This is a genomic window from Peptoanaerobacter stomatis (assembly GCF_000238095.2).
In the GTDB taxonomy this organism is placed as follows: domain Bacteria; phylum Bacillota; class Clostridia; order Peptostreptococcales; family Filifactoraceae; genus Peptoanaerobacter; species Peptoanaerobacter stomatis_A.
Genome location: NZ_JH815226.1, coordinates 248,290 through 268,245 on the forward strand (window position 1 = coordinate 248,290; position 19,956 = coordinate 268,245).

16 protein-coding genes are annotated in these 19,956 nt (G+C 30.2%); 5 read left to right on the forward strand and 11 right to left on the reverse strand.

Annotation, left to right across the window (positions count from 1 at the left end):
* Positions 1-108 precede the first annotated feature (108 nt).
* From rlmD to HMPREF9630_RS09395, 4 genes are all read left to right on the forward strand, one after another.
* Positions 109-1,464 carry a 23S rRNA (uracil(1939)-C(5))-methyltransferase RlmD gene (gene rlmD / locus HMPREF9630_RS09380; protein WP_009528219.1) on the forward strand — a complete coding sequence of 452 codons (1,356 nt, stop codon included), beginning with the start codon at positions 109-111 and terminating at the stop codon, positions 1,462-1,464.
* Positions 1,465-1,893: 429 nt separating this feature from the next.
* Complete coding sequence (locus tag HMPREF9630_RS09385) at positions 1,894-2,439, forward strand: DUF1697 domain-containing protein (RefSeq protein WP_009528220.1); 546 nt, start codon at positions 1,894-1,896, stop codon at positions 2,437-2,439.
* Between the two features lie 23 nt (positions 2,440-2,462).
* Positions 2,463-3,029 (forward strand): GrpB family protein, encoded by a 567-nt coding sequence (locus HMPREF9630_RS09390; RefSeq protein ID WP_009528221.1) that lies wholly within the window; start codon positions 2,463-2,465, stop codon positions 3,027-3,029.
* 456 nt (positions 3,030-3,485) lie between these two features.
* Positions 3,486-3,917, forward strand: coding sequence for a hypothetical protein (locus HMPREF9630_RS09395; protein WP_009528222.1), 432 nt, complete (start codon positions 3,486-3,488; stop codon positions 3,915-3,917).
* Between the two features lie 172 nt (positions 3,918-4,089).
* Here HMPREF9630_RS09395 and HMPREF9630_RS09400 read toward each other — a convergent pair whose 3' ends face one another.
* The 8 genes from HMPREF9630_RS09400 to HMPREF9630_RS09435 form a co-directional block, all read right to left on the reverse strand.
* Positions 4,090-4,707 (reverse strand): cyclodeaminase/cyclohydrolase family protein, encoded by a 618-nt coding sequence (locus tag HMPREF9630_RS09400; protein WP_009528223.1) that lies wholly within the window; start codon positions 4,705-4,707, stop codon positions 4,090-4,092.
* An 18-nt stretch (positions 4,708-4,725) separates the two neighbouring features.
* On the reverse strand, positions 4,726-6,405 hold the full coding sequence (locus HMPREF9630_RS09405) for a formate--tetrahydrofolate ligase (RefSeq protein WP_009528224.1): 1,680 nt from the start codon (positions 6,403-6,405) through the stop codon (positions 4,726-4,728).
* A 125-nt stretch (positions 6,406-6,530) separates the two neighbouring features.
* Positions 6,531-7,055 carry a folate family ECF transporter S component gene (locus tag HMPREF9630_RS09410; protein WP_009525132.1) on the reverse strand — a complete coding sequence of 175 codons (525 nt, stop codon included), beginning with the start codon at positions 7,053-7,055 and terminating at the stop codon, positions 6,531-6,533.
* A gap of 186 nt (positions 7,056-7,241) precedes the next feature.
* The gene (gene ftcD / locus HMPREF9630_RS09415) at positions 7,242-8,135 is read right to left on the reverse strand and encodes a glutamate formimidoyltransferase (RefSeq protein ID WP_009528290.1); all 894 of its coding nucleotides are present in this window, start codon (positions 8,133-8,135) and stop codon (positions 7,242-7,244) included.
* Between the two features lie 369 nt (positions 8,136-8,504).
* Positions 8,505-9,749 (reverse strand): sodium/glutamate symporter, encoded by a 1,245-nt coding sequence (gene gltS, locus HMPREF9630_RS09420; protein WP_009528225.1) that lies wholly within the window; start codon positions 9,747-9,749, stop codon positions 8,505-8,507.
* 199 nt (positions 9,750-9,948) lie between these two features.
* Complete coding sequence (locus tag HMPREF9630_RS09425; RefSeq protein WP_009528226.1) at positions 9,949-10,527, reverse strand: HutD family protein; 579 nt, start codon at positions 10,525-10,527, stop codon at positions 9,949-9,951.
* Positions 10,528-10,852: 325 nt separating this feature from the next.
* Positions 10,853-12,889: a beta-propeller domain-containing protein gene (locus HMPREF9630_RS09430; RefSeq protein ID WP_009528227.1), complete on the reverse strand. Its 2,037-nt coding sequence runs from the start codon at positions 12,887-12,889 to the stop codon at positions 10,853-10,855.
* A gap of 297 nt (positions 12,890-13,186) precedes the next feature.
* Positions 13,187-13,738 (reverse strand): type II secretion system protein, encoded by a 552-nt coding sequence (locus HMPREF9630_RS09435; RefSeq protein WP_009528228.1) that lies wholly within the window; start codon positions 13,736-13,738, stop codon positions 13,187-13,189.
* Between the two features lie 225 nt (positions 13,739-13,963).
* On the opposite strand from HMPREF9630_RS09435, the gene tkt reads away from it, so the two are divergent.
* Entirely contained in the window at positions 13,964-15,946 is a 1,983-nt protein-coding gene (gene tkt, locus HMPREF9630_RS09440; protein ID WP_009528229.1) for a transketolase, read from the forward strand.
* 335 nt (positions 15,947-16,281) lie between these two features.
* On the opposite strand, the gene HMPREF9630_RS09445 is transcribed toward tkt, so the two are convergent.
* The 3 genes from HMPREF9630_RS09445 to HMPREF9630_RS09455 form a co-directional block, all read right to left on the reverse strand.
* Positions 16,282-17,511 (reverse strand): arginine deiminase, encoded by a 1,230-nt coding sequence (locus HMPREF9630_RS09445; protein ID WP_009528230.1) that lies wholly within the window; start codon positions 17,509-17,511, stop codon positions 16,282-16,284.
* Positions 17,512-17,653: 142 nt separating this feature from the next.
* The gene (locus HMPREF9630_RS09450; RefSeq protein ID WP_009528231.1) at positions 17,654-18,322 is read right to left on the reverse strand and encodes a ribonuclease H1 domain-containing protein; all 669 of its coding nucleotides are present in this window, start codon (positions 18,320-18,322) and stop codon (positions 17,654-17,656) included.
* Positions 18,323-18,492: 170 nt separating this feature from the next.
* Complete coding sequence (locus HMPREF9630_RS09455; protein WP_009528232.1) at positions 18,493-19,947, reverse strand: TrkH family potassium uptake protein; 1,455 nt, start codon at positions 19,945-19,947, stop codon at positions 18,493-18,495.
* Between the last annotated feature and the right edge of the window lie 9 nt (positions 19,948-19,956).

Consider the following 19,956-nt stretch of genomic DNA (forward strand, 5'->3'; position numbering starts at 1 on the left):
ATATTGATATACTTGTAAAGTAATGCAAATATTCAATAAAAATTATACTATAAACTGTCAAAATATAATAATAATAAAACATTATTGAATAATAAATAAGGAGTTTAAATGAAAAATAAGCAAATAATTGAGTTCAACATAGATGAAATGGTATTTGGCGGAGAATCTTTAAATCTCACAGAGTTTGACAAGAAAGTTACAATGAAAGGTGGCATTATCGGTCAAAAAGTGAAAGCAGTAATACAAAAAAAAAGAAAAGACAAAATTCAAGCTAAAATACTTGAAGTAACAGAAAAATCATATCTTGAAACAGAAGATGTCTGTAGTAAATTTGGCAGATGCGGAGGTTGCACCATGCTAAGTGTCAGCTATGAAAATCAGCTGAAATTGAAAGCCGAACAATTATTAAAACTGTTTCACAAATTCGGACATACAGAAATAGAAAACATTGATGTAGTAGGAAGCCCTATACAAAAAGAATACAAAAATAAAATGGAGTTTACATTTGGAAATGAAGAAAAAGACGGAGATTTGCTTATAGGTCTTCACAGAAAAAATTCATCCATGAGTATAGTTGATGTAGAAGATTGCAAAATAATAGATGAAGATTACAGAAAAATTTTAAAAACAACAGGCGAATATTTCAGAAAACAAGGTCTACCACACTATCATATAATGAGCCACGAAGGATATTTAAGACATTTAGTAATACGAAAAGGGATAAACACAGGAGAACTGTTAATAAACATAGTGACAACAAGCCAAATAGATTTTGATTTAACAGACTATATTAATATATTGGCAAATATTGAATTAAACGGCAATATAGTTGGAATATTACACACTTTAAATGACTCTTTTTCAGATACGGTTACTCCAGAAAAAATTGAAATTCTATATGGTAGAGATTATTTTTACGATATATTGTTAGATAAAAAATTTAAAATTTCACCATTTTCTTTTTTCCAGACTAACACAAAAGGAGCCGAAGTTATGTATAAAACAGCTATGAATATGATCGATGGAGAAAAAAATCTTATTTTTGACCTATATAGCGGTACGGGAACAATCGGTATAAGTATGTCTCAAAGAGCAAAAAAAGTGATAGGAATAGAGATAATCGAAGAAGCCGTCGAAATGGCAAAGAAAAATGCAATCGCAAATAATATAAGAAACGTTGAATTTATAGCAGGAGATGTAAAAGAAGAAGTCTCTAAATTAAGCGATAATCCCGAGCTTATCATATTAGACCCTCCAAGAGCAGGGATAAACCCTAAAGCTCTAAAAGATATAATAGATTTTAATGCAAAAGAAATATTATATATATCATGTAATCCAAAAATGCTCGTACAAGACTTAATAATATTAAAAGAATCCGGATATGAGATAAAAAATGTAAAAGGCGTGGACATGTTTCCAAACAGTTATCATTGCGAAACTATATGTTATCTATCATTGAAATAATAATATTTTTCTATAGCTATCTATCCTAAAATTGTATTTTTGTCTACTACAATTTTATAGACAGCATTACTCGTTAGCTATTTTTTCAAATAATTCTACTACATCTTCTTTTAGTTCATGAAACCTTATAGATAAAAAGGAAGAATTATCTTTATTAAAGGCACTTTATAATGATAATATGTATTGTAAACGAGGTCTACATCTGAATAATGTTGATATTAAGATGCCGGCAAATTATATTTTAATTGAAAATATTACTCTCTTAACTTGTGAAAGCGTAAATTCATACACTATGTTTTAGAGAAACGATTATTATGTATATAAGCTTAAAAGGAAAAAATACCTTAAAAACAAAAAATTACGTTTAAGGAAGTAGATAAAATCAGAAAAAAAATCATATTTGCAGAATAAAATTTATGGAGGTCAATTTTGAGATATATACTTTTATTGCGTGGCATAAATGTGGGTGGCAAGAATAAGGTATCTATGAGTGATTTAAAAGAATTATTGTTAAATGCCGGATTTGAAGATGTTGATTCTTATATCAACAGCGGAAATTTATTTTTCAGTAGTGTCCAAAACTGCGAAAGCTGTATCTCCAAGATAAGATATTTGTTAGAAACTAACTACGACTTTTCTATCCCTTTTGCTTTAATCAGCAAAGAAGAGTTTTTAAAAGAAAAATCAGAATTACCTGACTGGTGGGAGCAAGAGCTGGCAAGAAGAGATGTCTTATTTTTTTCGTGTACCTTGGATAAATCAAAGATTCTTGACTTTATAGATAAAGCTACATTTCACAATGAAATAGTCCATGTCGGGAGACACGCAGTATTTTGGGGTAAATATGATGAATCAGAATATCTAAAAACTACCTACCATAAAAAATTAATGAAGCAAGATTTTTATAAGAAAATTACAATTAGAAACGGCAATACATTTGAAAAAATAGCAGAAATTCTTGAAAATGAAAGATAAATACAAAATTGTAAGGGGTAAGTATGAAGAAAAAATTTGGAGAAATGAGCCTACAAGAACTTTGGCAACTATTTCCGATATTTTTAGTTGAACATAATACAGAGTGGACAAAATGGTATGAAGAAGAAAAAAACTCTATTTTAGCAACAGTGCCAAGTAAAAGTATAAAAAGAATAAATCATATCGGAAGCACCGCTATTTTAGGAATATGGTCGAAAAATATTGTAGATATATTACTTGAAGTAAACAACAAGTCTGATTTAGATATTATTAAGGATATCCTTATAAATAATGATTGGTTATGTATGAACAATACCGAAAACCGAATTACACTCAACAAAGGATATACAGAACAAGGTTTTGCAAAAAAAGTATTCCATCTTCATATTAGAATTACCGGAGATAATGATGAACTGTTTTTTAGAGATTATCTTAATGAACATGAGGAAATAGCTAAAGAATACGAAACATTAAAACTATCTCTTTGGAAAAAATTTGAACATGATAGAGATGGATATACAAATGCAAAAACAGATTTTATAAAAAAATGTACAGACTTGGCAAAATGTGAATATAAAAACAGATATTGACAAATTTCGATGTAGAAATGACAATACAATTTAACAAACAATGGTAATTTTTATAGCGAGCACTCCATAATGTTTAGTCCTTTCATCTAGCAACCATAGCGTTGATACAAAGAGTTATTACTAAACTTCTATGAAATAACGGTGCAAAATAGAAAAATAATATATAATACCTTTTAAAAAAGATATGCTCAAAAGTATAACTTTAAGGGATTTGAACATAGTATCTATTTGAGCCAGTATTAGTATAAATTATGAATACTTTTCATTTTAAGCTATTTTACAAACATTAGTGTTTATGTTGAGAACAAAAAATCTCCATTGTCAAAGAAATCATTAGAAATAGCGTGTAAAGATTGGTTCATATAAGATATTAAAATTTTATGGTTATGTGACTTCAAAAGAAGCCTTTTATGTATTTAAAACAACGAATATATATATTATTTAGGTGGTAAAATAATGATACTACATTATTTCTTAGTAGGCATGAAAGATGTCTTTTCATATGATATAGTTCGAACAACAGTTATTATACTTGTGCTCTTAGCATCAATTGTTATTTATAGAAGAATATCTATTATAATTCAAAGTGGTGGCAGTTTTTGCTCATCACATAAAATTGCAGACGGATTTTTCTACATTCACAGCGGTATTGTTCCCGGAAATCGAAAAATTTTGCTGAAAAATATAAGTAAAGCTACAATTTACTTGCTACGAGGCAGAGGTGGTAATGGAGATAGATATCATATAGAGTTAGTAATGAAAAATGGAAAAAATAAAGCCTTTATGGTAGGAAAATCCAAGAGAACCGAAGTCGAGATTACCGAAATGCAAAAACAACTAAATAAAAATAAGATAAAGATACACTATTACGATTATACAAAGCTATAAATATGAAATTAAAAGTAATAAACAATAATGGAAGAAAACAAAAGTGTCTATACCTTTTTATATTGAAACATTTAGACGTAGCCTTTTTGAAGTTCCAATAATATCCGTAAGTTTCCTTTATACAAAAAAACTCTTTACCAAAATTAAATTGATAAAGAGTTTTTTTATATTATTATAGATTAACTTTTGACAATATTTCTTTTTCTATTGAGTCTACTTTGTCTTCTATTTCTTTCATTTGGCTGTTTGTATTTTGAACAAATGCTTCATCTTTTATAGAGCCTAAATTTATTTTTACATTATAGAAAGCTCCATGAACTGCTGTTCTTGCTTGCATTGCTGCTACAGCTCCGTCTGTTACGGCATTTTGATTTCCTTTTAAAACTACTGTCTTAGCTAATTCTAAAAGTGCAAATGCGTCTTTTCCTACATTTAGCGGAACTGTTGCAGCTCCCTTAAACGCTTCTTGAACAACTTTTGTTCTCTCAGCTTTTTGCTCGTCTGTATCTTTTGGCAATTTAAATGCTGCCATTATTTTGTTGAATGAGTCTGAATCTTCATCAATATAATTTATGAATTTTTCTTTGTATTCTCCTGCAACTTTTTTGACATTTTCCATTTCTGCTGTAACTTCTTCATAGCCTTTCTTACCTAATGTAAGATTAGCCACCATTTCTATAAGTGCCGCTGCGCTTGCTGCACTAAGTGCTGCTACGCTTCCGCCACCTGGTGCGGGAGAATCTGATGCTGTTTCATATATAAAATCTTTTACGCTTAATTCTTTTAACATTTTTATCTCCTATTTTAATTAGAATAATCCTGTTATTACTCCGTTTTCATCTATATCCATTTTTTCTGCTGCAGGTACTTTAGGTAAGCCAGGCATTACCATTATGTTGCTTGTTTGGCAAACTATAAATCCTGCTCCTGCTGATACTCTTACATCTTTTATAGTTATCTTAAATCCTGTAGGAGCTCCCATTACATTTGGATCATCTGTGAATGAGAATTGAGTTTTTGCCATACATATAGGTAATTTATCCAATCCCATTTCTTCTAACTTCTTGATTTGTTTTTTGGCTTCAGCTTCTATTACTACTCCATCTGCTCCATATATTTCTTTTACTATTGTATTTAATTTATCTGCTACACTTAGATTTTCATCATATAAAGGTTTGTAATTTGACTGTTCGTTTTCCAATATCTTAACTAATTTTTCAGCCATTTCTATTCCACCTTCGCCACCTTTTGCCCAGCAATCATTTAATGATACTTCTACACCGAATTCTTGGCATTTTTTAGTAAGTAGATCTATTTCAGCTTGAGTATCGTTGATAAATCTGTTTATACCTACTAATACAGGTAAGCCGAATTTTCTCATATTTTCTACTTGTTTTTTTAAGTTTGCAAATCCTTTATCAAGAGCTTCCAAGTTTTCTGCACCAAGTTCTGTCTTTTTAACTCCACCGTGCATTTTTAATGCTCTTATTGTAGCAACTATAACTACTGCATCAGGTTTTAATTTTCCGTATCTGCATTTTATATCTAAGAATTTTTCTGCTCCAAGGTCAGCACCGAAACCTGCTTCTGTAACTAATATATCTCCTAATTTAAGTCCTAATTTTGTAGCTATAAGAGAGTTACAACCATGTGCTATGTTTGCGAAAGGCCCACCATGGATAAGTGCAGGTGTATTTTCTAATGTTTGTACTATGTTTGGTTTTATAGCTTCTTTTAATAACATAGCCATTGCACCATGAACATTTATGTCTTTTGCTGTTACAGGATCTCCATCAAGGTTATAAGCTATTACTATTTTACCTAATCTTTCTTTTAAGTCCATAAGGTCAGACGCAAGGCAAAGTATAGCCATTACTTCTGATGCAACTGTTATCATAAATCCATCTTGTCTTGTAAATCCGCAAGCTTTTCCACCTAAACCTACTACTACGTTTCTAAGAGCTCTGTCGTTCATATCGATAACTCTTTTCCAAACTATTTGTCTTGAGTCTATTCTAAGTGTATTTCCGTGATTTATGTGGTTGTCTATAGCTGCTGAAAGTAGGTTGTTTGCAGCTGTTATTGCGTGCATATCTCCTGTAAAGTGTAGGTTGATATCTTCCATAGGTACTACTTGTGCATATCCACCGCCTGCTGCTCCACCTTTTACTCCGAATACAGGTCCTAATGAAGGTTCTCTAAGTGCTATGAAAGTTTTTTTGCCTATTTTATTAAGTGCTTGTCCAAGACCTATTGTAGTTGTTGATTTTCCTTCACCTGCAGGTGTAGGGCTTATAGCTGTAACAAGAACTAATTTACCGTCTTTTTCATTTTCTAATCTTTTTATTGCTTCGAAAGATACTTTTGCTTTGTATTTTCCATAAAGTTCCAATTCATCTTCTGATAATCCGAAATTTTTAGCAACTTCTGTTATAGGTTGCATCTTACACTCTTGTGCTATTTCTATATCGCTTTTTACGTTTGACATAATGTTCTCCTGTTTAATTAATTTTTAATATTATATATACAAATCATAGCTATTTAGCCACAACTTTTTTAATTTATTAATTATACTGATAAATCCCATAATAAAATTTACTATGACAGTTTTTATTAAAAATATTGCCCGCCATTAATCACTTTTCTAAATATGCTGTTTTTTGTAAGTGCTTTTGACACTATCATAAAGCTCATAGCTTCAACCGGTATAAATATCAAGCATTTTACGATTCTTGCAGGTAATACAACCATTATTCCTTTTCCTGTTGTCATATAAACCCACAAAGTAGTCAAAAGTAAATCTACTATTATAACTTTCAATACTACAGCTATTATTATATTTTTGTTTGTCAACTCCTTTTTGTAAAACGCTGTACCGTATATAAGTCCACATAAAAATGCGCTTATAGTAAAGCCTACAAAATAAGGAAAGCCTGACGGAAAAAGATTAATACCTATTATATCAGCCATTGCCGATATGGTACCTGCTATAAGCGGTCCAAAAAACATACCTGAAAGCATTGCCGGTAAAAATTTAAATCCTATTCTCACAATTGGAGTTTGTATTGAAAATAGTCTTTCAAAAATCACTATCATAGTTATAAATAGTGCTCCATATATTATTTTATTGGTTTTCAAATTAAAATCCCCCTTATATATATTTTATATACCAATATTAAGAGCAAAACTCTTAATAAAATAATATACTACGTTTCCATTTAATTTTTTCTAAATTTTATTTTTTAAGATTTTTAAAAATGAAAATGTATTTAAAACCTATATAAATCAAGTCTATAGACCGGATTTATATAGGTGGTTATTGTATTATCCTAATAATCTTTTTTCCAATATTTGGCTTATATCAAAGTTTTCTATTTGTAGATAATATTCAGCACAATCAAGTAATGCTTTCATAGGAACTGTTCCTATAACTTCTGTTCCAACTACATTTACTCCATATCTTCTTGCTTCCATTTTTATCATTTCAAATGCTTGATATACAGATGATTTTTCATAGTTTACAAGGTTCATTGATACTTGTGTTTGATTTCTTTCTTCCAATTTTAGACCTATAGCTTTTACAAATCTAAGTCCTCCGCCTATAAATCTAACTTTTTTTGCTATTGCAGTAGCTATATCTACATCAGCTGTATCTAAGTTTACATTGAAAGCTATTAATGATACTCTTGCACCTACTGCTGAGCATCCGCTTTTTGCATTCATTTCATTTGGACCGTAATCAGGTGCCCATCCTTCTTCTTTTATCTTGTCAAAAAATCCTTCATATTGTCCTTTTCTTACATCTGCAAGATTTTTTCTTTCAGGTTTTTTTGCAGCATCTTCATATAGATATACGGGTACTCCCATTTCTCCTATCGCTTTACCTACTTCGTTAGCAAGTTCAACGCATTCTTCCATAGTTATATCTGATACGGGAGTAAACGGAACAACGTCAACTGCTCCAAATCTTGGATGAGCCCCCTGATGAACACTCATATCTATCAATGATACCGCTACTTTTGCAGCATTTATAACAGCTTCTTTTACCTTTGCAGGTTCGCCTATCATAGTAACAACTGATCTGTTATGGTCTTCATCAGATGAGTAGTCTAAAAGTGTAACTTCTTTTACTTTTCTTACTTCATCAACTATTTTTTCTACTACCTCTTTGTTTCTACCTTCACTAAAATTTGGCACGCATTCAACTAATTTTGCCATTTTACCCTCCTAATTTTTTTAATATTATTTTTAAACTAAAGATTATATACTATTTGCTTACATAACTGTAAGATATTTGAAAACAATTATCTAAAATTCACAAAAGAATTCATAAATATATAGATATTGTTTTCTTTTCATACATATAATACTATACGTCCATAAAAAAAACGTCTAATTTAAAATTATTTTCATAATATTTTATTTTTTATCATTTTTTTTATAGACGTTTCTTAGACTATATATCGTTTAAATTGCAATCTTTTTAAAATATGTTATATTTTTAAGAGTCTTTTTTTACGAAAATTGTCCATTAATTGCATAACTATAAAAACATAAAACAAAATTTTTTATATATTTTATAATTTTTTATTTTGCTACAAAACCCTGAACAAAAGTTTTTATAAACCATATTGTAACAGGTTGATAGATTATATCCACCAAAAATGCTCCAACTATAGGAACTATCATCATAGCTTTTCTTGACATTCCATATTTTTCATTTATAGCTGTCATATTTACTATTGCTGAAGGTGTAGCACCAAGACCGTGTCCGCAAAGCCCTGCGCACATAACTGCAGCATCATAATTAGAGCCTAATATTCTAAATATCACAAAGTATGCTACCAATACCATAAATATTATTTGACAAGCAAGCACTATCATAACTCCGCCAAATAAGTCTGATAATTCCCAAAGTTTTAGTGTCATTAGAGCAAGTGATAGATATAAATTAAGCATTACATCCCCTATGCCGTCAACAAGCGGATAATCAAATTTATAAAATTTAGCTTTTTCATTTACATTTCTTACTATAACCGCAATGAACATAGCTCCTACATAAGTAGGGAAATCCATTTTTATAAGTTTACCTATTTGTTTGGATACAAGTGAACCTATAGCCATACATATCAAGATTACAACAACATTTTTTATTATGTCCAACGGTGATAATTTTTCTTCTGAAGATGCGTTTATATTTTCAACGGATGTGTCGAAATTTTCTGAGTTATCAGGTTTTAAATTATTTTTTTCTATAAGTCTTCTTCCAAGTGGTCCACCTATCATTACACCGCTTATAAGTCCAAATGTTGCTGCTGCCGCTCCAACAAGCGGTGCTATCTCATATCCCATTTCTTTGAAAGTATTTCCATAAGCAAGTGCCGCACCGTGTCCTCCTACCATTGATATTGCACTTGAAAGCAATGCATATGGAGGCTCCAAGCCTGTTATTTTTGATACACCTATACCTATAGTATTTTGTATTGTAGAAACTGCCCCGCAACAAAGCCAATATATGAATAATAATTTACCGCCTTTTTTTAGCAATGAGATACTTGCACCAAGCCCTACAGTTGTAAAGAACGCTAACATAAACGTGCTTTGGAATGTATTTTCAAAATTGAATTTGAATGCGCCTGTTTTATGACCGATAAAAGTTATAAACATGAATATAAATCCACCTATAACAGGTGCAGGTATACAATATTTGTTCAGTGCATTCACTTGTTTTTTTACTGAATATCCTACTAACAACAATATTCCTGCAAGTGCCAAAGTGAGCGTAGAATCAAGACTTATGTTCATGATATTGTCAACAATTTCAAAATTCATAAAATTCTCCTTATTAAATATGTTCAAAATTTCATACAGATTTAAGCTATACTATAAATCAAGTTCATTATAATAAAATACCGCCATATTAAATTTATCGTTTCGTAAATTTACAAATACATCAATAATTTGATTTAATGCAAATATCAACCAACAAATATATTTTTATACTGACGGCTATTTTAAAACTAAATTATCTTTACAATATAACTTCACAAATTATTACAGGATTAGTCGCAAATTTTAATGTGATTTTGTTTAATATATCTTCCTCTTGTATTTCAAGTAGACTATTTGCAGGTACATTCATTATCTGCATATTATCTGTTGCAATGGCAAGCTCAAAAGAGCCTAATGAATATAAAAATAATTTTCCGTTTTTCTTAGGTATATATGACATACCTTCAGAAAGCACAGATAAATTAGATTGTATTCCTTTTTTTACAATCAAGTTAAAGTCTTTACAATCAAGTGTATTAGTCGATGATGTTTTCCAAGAGCCCAAAAAGTATTCAAGTTCGTATGTATCAAGTTTTCTTGAATATAAATTTTCATGATTGACAGATAATTTGCCTATTAGCGGAAGAAGATATCTTTGATAAGAGTTAAACTCACTAAAATCAGATGAAGTGGATGTGAACGTAGCAGATGATATTCTGAAATCAAAATCCCGATTGGCTAAACTCGAACCCTCTGGAAATATTACAAGCTGTGTAGTGGTGCCACCTGACCATTGATTTTCAATAAACTCATCTGGCGAAATGATTTTGCTTTTCAATATAAATTACACCTCCTTTTAAAATATAGTAGAGATGTGCAAAACAAAAATAAAAAGAAGTGATACACAATAATAGATATTTGCATATAACTACTAAGTTATTTAGTTTTGCTCATATCTAATTGTTGTCAAAGCTTACTGAGATAATTTCCAAAATTAGAATACATTTTTTCTAAAAATAATCTACATTTTCATATTATCATATATAAATAAAAATATCAACACTTTAAAAATAATTATAATCATTACAGACTATCTTCAATTTAAAATGTTGATATTTTAGGAATATCCTTAATATAATTTATATTTTAAATAAATATATTTATTATTCAAATTCTAATGTTGCTATTTCTTTTAGAGTGTTTATATCATTTACCTTTATTCCATATTCTGAAACCGTATATAGATTATCCCCTATTTGTACGCTACGTTGTATCTGTCTTTCATAATCGTATACGTCATATTTTGCAGAAGCTTGTTGTTTTTCTGTATAATGAGATATTCTTCCTTTTATATCAAATCCTTTTTCAGATATATCGTATACATAAACTCCTGAAAATGTAGGAACTATTGGAGATGAATCCAATTTTTTCTCCAATCTTGTAACATACATAGGTATGGCGAATATATTTCGTCTTTCGTCAAACATAAGTGCTTTATGGTCGTTTTCTATGGCTGAATATGTTCCTTTTGCTCCTATGCTTTCTGTATCTACTTCTTTAGGATTATTAAAATCACTTATATCGAATAAAGACATCTTAAAGCCGTCATTAACAACTCTTTCACCTTTATTAGCCGTATTTTGTCCGAATCCTATCAAATAATTGTCCTTATATGGATGTAGGTATTCGCTGTATCCAGGTATTTTTAAATATCCAAGCACTTTTAAGTTCTTCGGATTTTTAAGGTCTATTACAAATAAAGGATCAACTTGTTTGAAAGTTACCAAATAAGCTTTATCTTTTATGAATCTTACTGAGTATATTCTTTCGCCTTTTGCCAAGCCATCCAATTCGGATAGTTTTTTCATATTTTTATCATAGCTTGCTACCGCATTTTCGCTTTTATCGTCATATTGATATTTTGTGTATGCTACAAACAGGTTACCATCATTTTCATTCATTGAAAACTGATTTAATATACTTCCTTCAAATTCGCAATATCCTGAATAATTGAAGTCCATCTTATCTACAGCTATTTTTTTAATTCCAGTGCCTTCTCTAAATTCATAAGTTTTATAATTATATTCATATATAGGTGTAGATATATATATATTATCTGTAGACATATAAATATCTCCAGAACTTCCCATATATAACAGCTCATTGTTATTTTTTGACGTTGTTGTTTGCATGGCTGTGATATATGTTATTTCTTCTGACGGATTAAAAGGCATATATATCATCTTTTTCAAATCTATTCCTGTAGAGTCAAATTCATATGAAGGGCTTGTATAAAAACCTCTTTTATATAATATATTTGGTGTTTCTTTATATTTTGTATTGAAGTAATCACTTGTTACTGTATATATTATATCGCCCTTTTTTCTTGATTCATATATAAATCCTTTTGCTGATTTGCTATTTAAAAGCTTAGGCTTTGAAGCATTGGACACATCATATGTATCAACTAATGTCACATTTTTATAATTATCATCTTTGTATTCATTATATGCATATATAAGAGACAATTTATTGTTGTCTATATATATATTGTTTAAAGTTTTTCTTTTTTTTGTTTCTATCTTTGATTTTACTTGCATATTTTTTGTATTGGCATCAACTATGAGCAAATCTCCGTCATTTATACAATAAATATTCTTACCGTCGGTTTTTACTATATCAGCTTCGTCCACTCCTTGTGTTTGAACGTTTGTCTTGCTGTAATCGTCACTTCTATTTTCAGATGTTTTTGCACTTTGATTAGAATCGGCAGATTTTGCTGCTACGCCACTCTCAGCAACAACGCTTTCATCTACTGAATAAAGTGGCATTACAGGTCCCCTATTTCTTTGCAAATACTTTGATATCTTCTTTAAATTAGATTCATTTTGCACATATATATTGCCTTCATAATCCGAAATTTTATAATCTGAAACGTCTTTTATTTTCAACTTTTCATCTATTTTTTCAATAGGAGATATGGCAATTTTTTTGTTATCTATAACATTTACCACAGCGTCATATACATCTCCGTCTTCACTTTCCAACTTCAGATTTTTAGCAATTTCTTCAGCTTTGCTGTTTTTTAACTCCACCTGTTTCGGAGAGTCGAATATAAAATATACATCTTTACTTTGTCCGTTTGCACCAATCATTCCCATGCACATAAAAGACAATACCAATAAAATTATCTTTTTCATCTCTTCCTCCTTATCATAAAATATTATATGATTATTTTTATTAAAAAAACATATCGCTACAGACCATAAAAAATATTCTTTTTTAAAACAAATATTAATATAAAGTAAGCATTATATCTTTAACAAATGTTTTCCTAAGTAATATACTACACCTAAAAATCGCTGATGTCCATACATTATAATACAATTTAAATCTATTGTAATAATTGTAATACGAAAGAAATTATTGCAATTTTTATTGTACTGAAGTCCATAATATATTATAGTAAATTATATTAATTAAATAAGATGATAGTCTTACTTCAAAAATTTTCTCGTCTCAAGTCCTTTTATAGAAAATTTTAAAACTTGCTCTTTTTCTCCTGAAAATACAACTATTTCAAAATATAACGTACTATCTTTAAATTCAGTCTTAACCTCCCTGATATTTTCTTCTATTATGTTGCTTCCTTGTTCCTTTGAAACATCTTTTATATAATTTGCTCCGTTCTTTATGTAATAATCATTCTGTGTATCTAACATTATAGAGCTGTTCTCTTTAACAAACCTTAATTTTTTATCTGAAAATTTATATTTATTTCCTGTTCCTTCTTTTGTAAAGGTCTGATAATGCACCATATACTCATCTTTATTGCAATCTATAAAACTTATCCTGTCAGGTTTTAACTCTTTTTTTATATAGTATTCCAAATTATCTGATATTTGATTTATCTCTACATCAGCCTCAAATTTTTTCACGCTTTTAAGCGTATACACTGTAATACTCATAAGACTTGTCATCACAAGCAACAAAAGTGATATAGCACATATTATTTCAATAAGTGTAAATGCCTTTAATCTTCCACGCATAATAATCATCCTGTAAATTTTTATATTGTTTAAATCTAAGTTAACGTCTATTTTTAATATGTATTAGAAAATAAGTATATCAAAAGATAATAAATACATCTACAATTTTAAAGCGAATATTTTATAATTTTTACATCATTATTATAAATGCTCTTGCTATTTTTCTAATAAACAACTACAATATTTAAGAGTAATTATTATAAAAAATAAAAAAAGGAGAATTATATGTCAATAGTACAAAAATCTATAAATGCGATAAGAATATTATCTGCCGATCAAATACAAAAGGCTAACTCAGGTCACCCGGGATTGCCGCTCGGTGCTGCACCTATGGCTTATACAATATGGTCTAAAATGAATATTAATCCTAAAAATCCGAAATGGATAAACAGAGACAGATTTGTGTTATCTGCCGGACATGGCTCTGCAATGCTTTATTCATTACTGCATTTATTCGGATTTGAAGGAATGAGCATAGATGAGCTAAAAAATTTCAGACAATTAAATTCAAAAACTCCCGGACATCCGGAATATGGACACACTGCAGGAATAGAAGTGTCAACAGGTCCTCTCGGTGCAGGTATGTCAAATGCAGTAGGACTTGCAATTGCAGAACAATATTTAGCATCACAATTTAATGAAGACAATTACGATATAATAGACCATTACACATATGTATTGGGTGGAGACGGCTGTATGATGGAAGGCATTACATCTGAGGCTATGTCACTTGCCGGCACACTCAAATTATCAAAACTTATAGTGTTTTACGATTCAAACAACATAACTATAGAAGGTAATACAGATACAGCATTTACAGAAGACGTAAAAAAACGATTTGAATCATACGGTTTTCAAATTATAGAAGTAGATGACGGAAATGACATTGATAAAATATCAGCCGCAATAGATGCAGCAAAATCAGATAAGCAAAGACCTTCACTAATAATTGTAAAGACAATTATCGGCTATGGCGCAGGAAAAAAACAAGGTACTGCAGGTGTACATGGAGAACCGCTTGGAGAAGAAGGAGTATCTGTACTTAGACAATCTTTATCATGGGATGAAAATGAGCCTTTCAAAATATCTGATGATATATATACACATTATAAAACTCTTGCGCAAAATGGAGAAGAAAAAGAAAATTCTTGGAACAAATTATTCGATGAATATTCTAAAAAATATCCTGATAAAAAATCAAAATGGGATGATTTCTTCTCAGATAAATTTGAAAAAGATTTAAATAATAACGAAGATTTTTGGAAATTTGCAGATAAACCGAATGCAACAAGAGCATCAAGCGGAGAGGTTATAAACAAATTAAAAGACATTTTCCCTAACTTGCTTGGAGGCTCTGCCGATCTTGCTCCTTCAAACAAAACATTGATGAATAATATAGATTATTTTTCACCTGAAAACAGAGCAGGACGCAACATACACTTTGGAGTAAGAGAGCTTGCAATGGGTGGAATAATGAACGGTATAGCAGTTCACAGTTGTCTAAAAATATTTGCAGGAACATTCTTTGTATTTTCAGATTATATCAAACCAATGATAAGATTGGCGTCTCTTATGGGACTACCTACAACTTATGTGCTTACTCATGACTCTATCGGAGTTGGGGAAGACGGTCCTACACATGAGCCTATAGAACAGTTGGCAATGCTCAGAACAATACCTAATATAAACGTATTTAGACCTTGCGATTACACAGAAACAGCATGCGCTTATTATTCAGCTATGACATCAAAACATACACCTACTGCAATTGCACTTACAAGACAAAACTTAAAACAAATACCTACATCAAGCAAAGAGGCTTTAAAAGGTGGATATGTAATAAAAAAAGAAAAAGATAATAATATAGATTTGATAATAATTGCAACAGGCTCTGAAGTAGCATTGGCAATTGATGCCGCAGAAAAATTAGAACAAGAAAATAAATCAGTAAGAGTTGTGTCAATGCCTTGCACAAATATATTTGACAGACAAGACAGTGAATACAAAAACTCTATATTGCCTAATAATGTAAGAGCAAGACTCGCAATAGAAGCCGGAAACACATTGTCTATGAGTAAATATGTAGGCTTGGATGGGAAAGTTATAGGAATAGATACATTCGGTGCATCAGCTCCCGCAAATGTATTGTTTAAAGAATTTGGTTTTACAATAGAAAATGTAGTTGAAACTGCAAAAGAACTGTTATAATATTTATAAAAAAGTGCCATGGATACAGATTATAATGAACCATGGCACTTTTTTTGTTTATATTTTATTAAATTTATTTTTATACTAAAATTCTATAAAATAACGGTGCAAAAGAGAAAAATAAGATATAATACCTTTCAAAAAAGATATGCTCAAAATTATAACTTTAAGGGATTTTAACATGGTATCTATTTTGTGGAATATTAGTATTATACTATTTTCTAATAAACTTATACAATTCCATTAATATAAATAGTTTATTTGAAAAATTAATTATTATGTTTTTCCATTATTCTATAAGATTTTATTTTTATACGTTTTAAATCAGGATAATATTACCAGAGCACTTTATCCCTATTCATCGGCATTGACATACATCTTGGACCGCCTCTTCCTCTTGATAACTCTCCTTCTTTTAATATATGAAGTTTTACTCCGGCTTTGTCCAACAACTCATTTATCACCACATTTCTTTCATATACTATTACTTCTCGTGGTGCTATTGCCAATGTGTTATATCCGTCTGACCACTGTTCTCTAACTGCATCAAGTATCCCTCTGTTACCTTGTTTTATAAGCTGTATGCCTTTTACTCCAAGTTTTTCTTCCAATACTTGTACCAATTCTTTATTTAATAAAGTAGTTTTTATCTCACCGTTTTTGTATTTCAACTCATATATTTCCAGACTTGACTCTATTCCTGGAAATACTGTAAACAAATCTCTATCTACCATTGTAAAAACTGTGTCAAGGTGCATACAAGTTCTTTCTCTTGGCAAAACAAGACAAAGAATCGTTTCAAAACCTTCATCGCTTGACAATATATTTTTTGCAAAGTTTTCTATTGCTCTTGGTTCTGTACGCTGAGATATTCCTACTGCTATCACTTTTTCAGAAAGCACGATTATATCTCCGCCTTCCAATGTAAATTTTTCATCTCTGTTATACCAAAAAGAAGGTTTATCATCTTTAAAATAAGGATGATGCTTAAACACCAAATCTCCAAACAATGTCTCTCTTTGTCTTACTTGTGACCACATATGATTCATACAAACGCCTTTTCCTATAAGAGCAAATGTATCTCTTGTAAAATACAAATTAGGCATAGGATAGGTTGTAAATATATCTTGAGCCGATACCATTTCTTGTAGACTGTTTACCTTTTCTAAAGCAAGCTCATCTTTTCTTATTCCTTCTATCATTTTATGAATTAAGGTACCATTGTCTTTTATTGAGCTTAAAAGTTCTCTTACAAGTTCTAATTCTTTAAGTCCTCTTATATTTGCTTCGCCTATAAAATTTTCTATTAAATCTTTTCTGATTTCTTCATCTGTAATAGATTCTGCAGCCAAGTCTTCTATATATTTTACATCTACTTTGTTTTGTCTTAATATATTGGCAAATTCATCATGTTCTTTTTGTGCCGATTTCAAATATGGAACTTCATCAAACAAAAGTTCTTCTCTAAGACTTGGAACTATGTTTTCAAGCTCCATATTAGGTCTGTGAAGTATTATGGAATTTAACTTTCCTATTTCCGAAAAAACATTAATTGTATTTGACATTTTCATCTCCCTTTAAATTAATATTTATTTTAATTTGTTCTAAAAGCGTTTAAAACGATGCGGACAAAGAGAACTTTAGCTAATGTTCCAATGTTTTACACATCAAAAAAACAACGAAGTCAAACAACATAAACACATGATTTTAGAGCAAATTTATTTTATCTTGTATAGCTTTTTTAGCTAATTTATCTACATATTCATTATATTTAATATTCGTATGTGATTTCACTTTTACAAACTCTATTTTTATTTTTTGTGACATATCTTCACAAAATTTTCTATACAACTTCGTCAGATTATTATTTGTTTTCCAATTTCCAACAGCCCAGTTTTCAATACCTGTATAATCATAGTAGATTATAACTTTACTCAAATTATACTCTACTGCTTTTTCAATCACATACATAGACGCTTTTACTTCACCCGCTACATTTCTCATGGATATTAAATCTTGGTCGTTAGACGCAAATGCAAAATCTTCGCTTACATTATCGTAAAACATCACACCCGCATATGAAAAATATTTTGAACTGTCTTCATAGCTACCATCTATATACGCAATCATATCATCTTTTCTCAAATCTTTGAATATATCTTCCTCTTTTGTGTGATACATCTGCTCTTCTTTATCTTTTTGATTTTCCATATCATCAGAAAAATCATCACAACCCAAAAATTTTTTGGCGTCATCTATATTACTGAATGATTTGAAAACAGCACCTTTATAGCCTGTAACCTTATCTTTACATTCATCCCACGTCATAAATATACCGGTTTGTCTGCCATTTTTTACTGCATAAAATTTCTGCATTATATTTCCTTTTATTGTAATAAAATATATTAAATTATATTATGTTTTTATTTTGATGTTAGAAATACAATTAATTAACGAAAGCTAAAAAATCATTTAGTTAAGATTAATCATATCATTCCTGATACTTATAAAGATTATCAGTATAAAGTTTTATTGAATTATCAAACTTATTTTAAGTCACTGTTATTAAATATACTCCCTATCAATATAAGCATAGGATATATCTCCAATCTTCCGAAAATCATCGAAAAAGAAAGAACTATTTTAGTAAAATCCGAAAAGTCCGAAAAATTACCTGCAGGACCTACCACATCAAAACCCGGCCCTATATTGTTATATGTTGCAGACACTGCTGAAAATGCTGTAGAAAAATTTGGACTATCAAATGCAACCAATAAAAGCAATACAACAAAAACTAACATATATACAACAAAATAATTGGCGATGGATGTTATAATATTGCTGTCCAACACCTTACCGTCAAATCTTATGGATACGACTCTATTAGGCTGTACCACTTTTTTTAACTGAGCATAGGAGGTTTTCATAAGTATGCCTATTCTTGATACTTTTAATCCGCCGGCAGTAGAGCCTGCACACCCTCCTATAAACATCAACACAAGCAATATTATATGTGAAAAAACAGGCCACTCATTGTAATCAACCGTTGAAAATCCGGTTGTGGTTATTATAGATGATACTTGAAAAAAAGCATCTCTTAATAGTTTCATAGAAAAGCCGGATTTAATTCCAACATTTATAAATATCGCAAGAATTGCCCAAAAAATTATTTTTATATATATTTTCAATTCTTCAGATTCAAAAATTTTTTTGATATCTCCAACCATAATCATATAATATAAGTTGAAATTCACACCGAATAAAATCATACCTATTCCGATTACTGTTTCTATATATGGAGAATTGTAATAAGCTACAGAGGTATTTTTTACACCGAAGCCTCCTGTTCCTGCCGTTCCGAAAGCGTGTAAAGTGGCATCAAACAGATTCATTCCTCCTGCCAATAAAAACAATATCAAAACTGCTGTCATAACAAGATATATACCATATAATATTCTTGCAGTCAATCTCATTTTGGCGACCAATTTACCAAAAACAGGTCCGGGTACTTCAGCCTTCATAACGTGTACCGAATCAAGACCGGTAGACGGTAAAATCGCAAGTGCAAATACCAACACTCCCATTCCACCTATAAGATGGGTAAAACTTCTCCAAAAAAGCATAGAATGTGAAAGTCCCTCAACATTTCTAAGTATTGAAGAACCTGTTGTTGTAAAACCGCTTGCCGTTTCAAAAAAAGCGTCTGCCAAAGATGGAATTTCACCCGACAATACAAATGGCAATGCACCGAAAAATGATAATAAAAGCCAAGACAATGATACTATCACAAAACCGTCTTTTGGTTGCATAGATTTTTTTTCCGGTTTTTTTATAGTAGTAAGCACACCTATCACAAATAATATAGCCATTACTATCAAAAATCCGTATGTATTGTTCATACCCTCTTTATAAATAAGGCTTATTACAAAAGGAACGGACAATAAAAGCCCTTCCACTTTCAATATATTTCCAAGCACAAAAATAATAATAGAAAAATTCATAACTATCCT

Coding starts and splice junctions, on each gene's coding strand:
- HMPREF9630_RS09455 (WP_009528232.1), bottom strand. CDS start 19,947: ATGAATTTTTCTATTATTATTTTTGTGCTTGGAAATATATTGAAAGTG.
- HMPREF9630_RS09445 (WP_009528230.1), bottom strand. CDS start 17,511: ATGTCAAATACAATTAATGTTTTTTCGGAAATAGGAAAGTTAAATTCC.
- HMPREF9630_RS09435 (WP_009528228.1), bottom strand. CDS start 13,738: ATGCGTGGAAGATTAAAGGCATTTACACTTATTGAAATAATATGTGCT.
- gltS (WP_009528225.1), bottom strand. CDS start 9,749: ATGAATTTTGAAATTGTTGACAATATCATGAACATAAGTCTTGATTCT.
- tkt (WP_009528229.1), top strand. CDS start 13,964: ATGTCAATAGTACAAAAATCTATAAATGCGATAAGAATATTATCTGCC.
- HMPREF9630_RS09430 (WP_009528227.1), bottom strand. CDS start 12,889: ATGAAAAAGATAATTTTATTGGTATTGTCTTTTATGTGCATGGGAATG.
- HMPREF9630_RS09405 (WP_009528224.1), bottom strand. CDS start 6,405: ATGTCAAACGTAAAAAGCGATATAGAAATAGCACAAGAGTGTAAGATG.
- HMPREF9630_RS09395 (WP_009528222.1), top strand. CDS start 3,486: ATGATACTACATTATTTCTTAGTAGGCATGAAAGATGTCTTTTCATAT.
- HMPREF9630_RS09390 (WP_009528221.1), top strand. CDS start 2,463: ATGAAGAAAAAATTTGGAGAAATGAGCCTACAAGAACTTTGGCAACTA.
- HMPREF9630_RS09400 (WP_009528223.1), bottom strand. CDS start 4,707: ATGTTAAAAGAATTAAGCGTAAAAGATTTTATATATGAAACAGCATCA.
- ftcD (WP_009528290.1), bottom strand. CDS start 8,135: ATGGCAAAATTAGTTGAATGCGTGCCAAATTTTAGTGAAGGTAGAAAC.
- HMPREF9630_RS09450 (WP_009528231.1), bottom strand. CDS start 18,322: ATGCAGAAATTTTATGCAGTAAAAAATGGCAGACAAACCGGTATATTT.
- rlmD (WP_009528219.1), top strand. CDS start 109: ATGAAAAATAAGCAAATAATTGAGTTCAACATAGATGAAATGGTATTT.